The sequence below is a fragment of the Promicromonospora kroppenstedtii DSM 19349 genome (genome assembly GCF_000515355.1).
In the GTDB taxonomy this organism is placed as follows: Bacteria; Actinomycetota; Actinomycetes; order Actinomycetales; family Cellulomonadaceae; genus Promicromonospora; species Promicromonospora kroppenstedtii.
Genome location: NZ_KI911739.1, coordinates 3,780 through 8,895 on the forward strand (window position 1 = coordinate 3,780; position 5,116 = coordinate 8,895).

Annotated in this window: 5 protein-coding genes; 3 read left to right on the forward strand and 2 right to left on the reverse strand. The window is 72.5% G+C overall.

Going from position 1 to position 5,116, the window contains the following annotated elements; genetic code table 11:
• A partial coding sequence (locus tag PROKR_RS22360; protein WP_036967742.1) for a GNAT family N-acetyltransferase occupies positions 1-928 on the reverse strand: 928 nt, incomplete at its 3' end.
• Between the two features lie 25 nt (positions 929-953).
• The gene (locus PROKR_RS22365) at positions 954-1,409 is read right to left on the reverse strand and encodes a hypothetical protein (RefSeq protein ID WP_142036724.1); all 456 of its coding nucleotides are present in this window, start codon (positions 1,407-1,409) and stop codon (positions 954-956) included.
• Between the two features lie 165 nt (positions 1,410-1,574).
• Between PROKR_RS22365 and PROKR_RS22370 the strand changes: the two genes are divergently transcribed.
• The 3 genes from PROKR_RS22370 to PROKR_RS22380 all read left to right on the forward strand — a co-directional run.
• Positions 1,575-4,052, forward strand: a complete 2,478-nt coding sequence (locus PROKR_RS22370) for a DNA gyrase/topoisomerase IV subunit A (RefSeq protein WP_036967751.1) — start codon at positions 1,575-1,577, stop codon at positions 4,050-4,052.
• A gap of 79 nt (positions 4,053-4,131) precedes the next feature.
• A complete protein-coding gene (locus tag PROKR_RS22375) occupies positions 4,132-4,512 on the forward strand; it encodes a YciI family protein (protein ID WP_036967752.1) in 381 nt (126 codons plus the stop codon).
• Positions 4,513-4,515: 3 nt separating this feature from the next.
• The coding region (locus tag PROKR_RS22380) for a sigma factor-like helix-turn-helix DNA-binding protein (RefSeq protein WP_281171749.1) at positions 4,516-5,116 on the forward strand (601 nt) is incomplete at its 3' end.

Below are 5,116 nucleotides of genomic sequence, written 5' to 3' on the forward strand. Positions count from 1 at the left end.
CGGTCTCGGCCCAGCCGGCCGAGAGCACGACGACGCCGCGGGTGCCCGTGCCGCGCAGGCGGCGGACGGCGTCGATCACCTCGGCGGGCGGGGCGGCGACGACGGCCAGGTCGATGGTGGCGCCGTTCTCGAGGTCCGCCCAGGTCACGTCGTCACCGAGCACCAGGAGGTCGGTGTCTCCGGGGTCGGCGGCGTAGGCCTCGCGGACGCGGGCGACGAGGAGGTGGTCGATGTCGGGGGTGTCCCCCGCACCGCCGTCGGCGGGGCCGACCAGGAGCACCCGGCGGGCCGAGAGGAGGCCCTGCATGGAGCGGGCCTCGGTGCGGTGCTCGCGGTCGGCCATGACCTCGCGGGACCGGTCGGTGGGGTCGAGGTCCACGGAGACGCTGACCACGCCGTCGTCCAGGTGCTGCTCGACGTCGTAGCCCGCCTCCCGGAACACACCCAGCATCGCGCGGTTCTGCGGCAGCACCTCGGCGATGAACCGGTGCACACCGCGCTCGCGCGCCGCGGCCGCGATGTGCTCCAGCAGGACCGAGCCCAGGCCCTGGCCCTGCAGGGCGTCGGCGATGTTGAACGCGACCTCGGCGGTGCGGCGCCCGGGCTGGTCGTCGGTCACGTCGTAGCGCGTGACCCCGACGATGTCCTCGGCGTGCTCGGTGCCCGGCCGGACCGCGACGAGCGCCGCCCGGCGCACGTGGTCCACCGTGACGAGCTGGGTCAGGAGCCGGTCGGGAATGCGCTGCAGGGCCGCGAAGAACCGGAGGTAGGTCGAGCGCTCCGACTGCGCCATCTGGAAGCGCTGGAGCGCATCGGCGTCGTCGGGCCGGATGGGTCGTACGTGCGTGGTCGAGCCGTCACGCAGCACCACGTCGGCCTCCCACTCGACCGGGTATCCCCGTCGGTCGGCCGGTTCTGGCTGGTCCACGGGACCAAGGTTAGGTCGGCGGGCGTCAGCCCACCAGCACCATGCCCACGAGCAGCATCACGGCGAAGCCCACGAGCACCAGGCGCTGGCGGCGGTTGGGGCCCGACGCCGTCAGGATCGCGGCGAGGGCGGGACCCGCCCCGAGCAGGAGCCACGCGCCGAGCGCGGGAGCCACGTTCGCCGACACCGCGGCGACGGCTACGACCACCAGGCCGTGCACCACGCCGAGCCCGACGCGCATGGCGACGACGATGTGCAGCACGGCCGCCAGGATCGCCAGGCCGGCCCACATGGTGATGCCCTGCTCCAGGCAGCCCCACTCCTGCTGGGCGCACCGCCAGGACTGCATCCACCACGTCACCAGGGCGCCCAGCACCAGCACGGGCACCACGCTGAGCCCGACGACGCCGTAGGCGAGGCCGATCCGGACCAGCCAGCCCGGGACGGCGGTCGGCCTGCTGACCAGCGGCAATTCGGGCATACCTGAATACTGCCAGGTGACAGGGCCCATTTGCACATGCTCCAGCGCCGTGACCTGGTGTGAGATCTGGTGTAGGCGCGGTGTGGGGCGGGCTTCGGTGTCGGTGGCGCGGGGTACCGTTTGCCTGTCCCGTCCGCCCCCTTCAGTCCAGGAGCCCCACGAACCATGGCGCGCAAGCCGTCGCAGCCGCTCGAAGAGAGCGAGATCCACGAGAAGGTCGTGGACATCGACGTCGCCTCGGAGATGGAGACCTCGTTCCTCGAGTACGCCTACTCCGTGATCTACTCGCGGGCGCTCCCCGACGCGCGCGACGGCCTGAAGCCGGTGCAGCGCCGCATCCTCTACATGATGTCGGACATGGGGCTGCGGCCCGACCGCGCGCACGTCAAGTCGTCGCGCGTGGTGGGCGAGGTCATGGGAAAGCTGCACCCCCACGGTGACGCGCCCATCTACGACGCGCTGGTGCGTCTCGCGCAGGACTTCTCGCTGCGGCTCCCGCTCGTGGACGGCCACGGCAACTTCGGCTCCCTCGACGACGGCCCCGCCGCCCCCCGGTACACCGAGGCGCGGCTCGCGGCGCCGTCGATGGCGATGACAACGGGCCTGGACGAGAACGTCGTCGACTTCGTGCCGAACTACGACAACAAGCTCACCCAGCCCGAGGTGCTCCCCGCGGCGATCCCGAACCTGCTGGTCAACGGCGCGTCCGGCATCGCGGTGGGCATGGCCACGAACATGGCACCGCACAACCTCGTCGAGGTCGTCTCCGCCGCGCAGCACCTGATCAAGAACCCCGAGGCCACGCTGGAGGACCTGCAGCGGTTCGTGCCCGGGCCCGACCTGCCCACGGGCGGCAAGATCGTGGGCCTGGACGGCGTCCGCGACGGCTACCGCACCGGCCGCGGCACCTTCCGCACCCGCGCCACCGCGCGGATCGAGAACGTGACCCCGCGCCGCAAGGGCATCGTCATCACCGAGCTGCCCTATCTCGTGGGCCCGGAGAAGGTGATCGAGAAGATCGCCGACGGCGTCAAGGCCAAGCGCATCCAGGGCGTGACCAACGTCCAGGACCTCACGGACCGCACGCACGGCCTGCGGCTGGTGATCGAGGTCAAGACGGGCTTCGACCCGGACGCCGTGCTGGAGCAGCTCTACCGCGTCACGCCGCTCGAGGACTCGTTCGGCATCAACAACGTGGCCCTCGTCGACGGCCAGCCGCGCACGCTCGGCCTGCTGGAGATGCTGCGGGTGTGGGTGGACCACCGGATCCTGGTGGTCCGGCGCCGCTCGCAGTACCGCCTGGACAAGCGCCTGGAGCGCCTGCACCTGGTGGACGGCCTGCTCATCGCGATCGTCGACATCGACGAGGTCATCCAGGTGATCCGCTCGTCCGACGACGCCGCCATCGCGCGTGACCGCCTGCGCGAGATCTTCGACCTGTCGGAGCCGCAGGCGTCGTACATCCTCGACCTGCAGCTGCGCCGGCTGACCAAGTTCTCCCGCATCGAGCTGGAGAAGGAGGCCGAGGAGCTGCGCCGCGAGATCGCGGAGCTGGAGCAGCTGCTGAGCGACGAGAAGCTGCTGCGCCGCCTGGTCAGCACCGAGATGGGCGAGGTCGCCAAGACCTACGGCACGCCGCGCCGCACCGTGCTGCTCGACGCCGCGGGCGGGTCCGTCGGCTCGGTGGCCGTGGCCCCGGCGAACGGACGCAAGAAGAACGTCGAACCCATCGATCTGCAGATCAAGGACCAGCCCACCCGCGTGGTGCTGTCCGCGACGGGTCTGCTCGCCCGCCTGCCCGAGGACGTCCCCGTGCCGCGCGAGGGTAACCGCGCCGCGCACGACGCGCTGCGGGGCGACGCGTCCGCGACGACCCGCGGGTCCGTGGGTCTGGTGACGTCGGCCGGCCGGATGCTGCGGATCTCGGTGCTCGACCTGCCGTCGCTCCCGCCGACCGACGGCGCGCCGTCCCTGTCGGGCGGCATCCCGGTCAGCGAGCTCGTGGAGCTGGAGCGTGGCGAGTCCGTGCTGGGCGTGACGGGGCTCGGCGCCGACGCGCCGACCATCGCCGTCGGCACCGCGCAGGGCGTCGTCAAGCGCATCGCGCCGTCCGACGCACCGGCCAAGGGCGACGAGTGGCCCGTGATCGCGCTCAAGGACGGCGACACCGTCGTGGGTGCCGCGGTCGTCTCGGACGACGACGAGCTGGTCTTCGTCGCCGACGACACGTCGCTGCTGCACTTCCCCGCCTCCGCCGTCCGGCCCCAGGGCCGGGCCGCAGGCGGCATGGCCGGCATCAAGCTCGCCGAGGGGCGGCGCGCGGTGTTCTTCGGCGCGGTCCCGGCCGGGGTCGAGGCGACCGTGGTGACCATCGCGGGCGCGGGCGACGCGCTGCCGGGCATCGAACCGGGCGCGGGCAAGGTGACGCCGTTCGCGCTGTACCCGGGCAAGGGCCGGGCGACCGGCGGTGTGCGGTCGCAGCGGCTGCTCAAGGGCGAGGACGGTCTGATCCTCGCCTGGGTCGGCGCCACTCCCCCGCGTGCGCTCGGCGCCGGCGGCCAGCCGGTCGAGCTGCCCGAGGAGGACCAGCGCCGGGACGGCTCCGGGACGCCCATCTCGGTCCCGGTCGCGGTGATCGGCTGACGAATTCTCCCGAGACTGTCGATTCCGGTCTCGCTCGCGCGTCCAAGGCGTGTCAACATTCCCGTAAGAGGAGCTCGCCATGACTGACACCTGGGTCTTCCTGATCCGCGAGAACGACTGGGACTCGGACGCCTACCTGCCCGAGAACGCGCAGGGCCGCGACCGGCGCGCGGACGAGGACATGGCCGCGCACGGTCGCTTCCAGGAGGCCGTGGCCGACCTCGGCGCGAAGATCTCCGGCGCCGCGGCCCTGCAGAACGCCAAGTACGGCGGTTGGGTGGCGGTCGGCAAGGACGGCGCCGAACCGGTCTACACCGACGCACCGTTCACCGACACCAACGAGGTGATCACGGGCTTCTACCAGGTCGACTGCGACGAGGCCACGGCCCGCAAGATCGCGGCGCTGGTTCCCTCTGGTCACGTGGTCGAGTGGCGCAAGGTACTGCACTTCGGTTCCTGACAGGTGATCGACCCCGCGGCGTTCCGCACCGCCTGGCCACAGGTGGTGCGGTCGCTCGCCGTGACCACGCGCAGCCTCGACCGCGGCGAGGAGTACGCGGCGGAGGCGTTCGCGCGCGCCGCCGCGCAGCCCGACGGCACCATCGACGACCTGGTCGGCTGGTGCGTTCAGGTCGGGCGCCGGACCTGGTTCGACGCGCTGCGTCACCGGACGGTGTTCGACCGGCTCCAGCCCCAGCTCGCCCGCCCGGAGGTGGCCGACATGGACGTGCCGCACGCCCCGGGTGACGACCTGGACGACCGCCTCGCGCTGATGTTCGTGGCGTGCGACGACGCCCTGGCGCCCGGGGCGCAGCTCGTCCTGGCGATGCGCGTGGTGTGCGGGCTCACGATCCGGCAGATCGCAGGCCACCTCGGCATCGCTGAGGCCACCGCGGCAGCGCGGCTGACCAGGGCCAAGTCGGCGCTGGCCCGGGCACGCGGCGAGTTCGCCGTGCCGGACGAGCACGCCCGGGAGGCCCGGCTGCCCGTCGTGCTCGCCTGCGTGGCGGGGCTGTTCACCGTGGGGCAGCGCGAGGCGCTCCGGCCCGCCGACGCCACGCAGG

Excerpts from the sequence above, each read along its gene's own strand:
- PROKR_RS22370 (WP_036967751.1), top strand. The coding sequence starts at position 1,575 with ATGGCGCGCAAGCCGTCGCAGCCGCTCGAAGAGAGCGAGATCCACGAG.
- PROKR_RS22365 (WP_142036724.1), bottom strand. The coding sequence starts at position 1,409 with ATGCCCGAATTGCCGCTGGTCAGCAGGCCGACCGCCGTCCCGGGCTGG.
- PROKR_RS22375 (WP_036967752.1), top strand. The coding sequence starts at position 4,132 with ATGACTGACACCTGGGTCTTCCTGATCCGCGAGAACGACTGGGACTCG.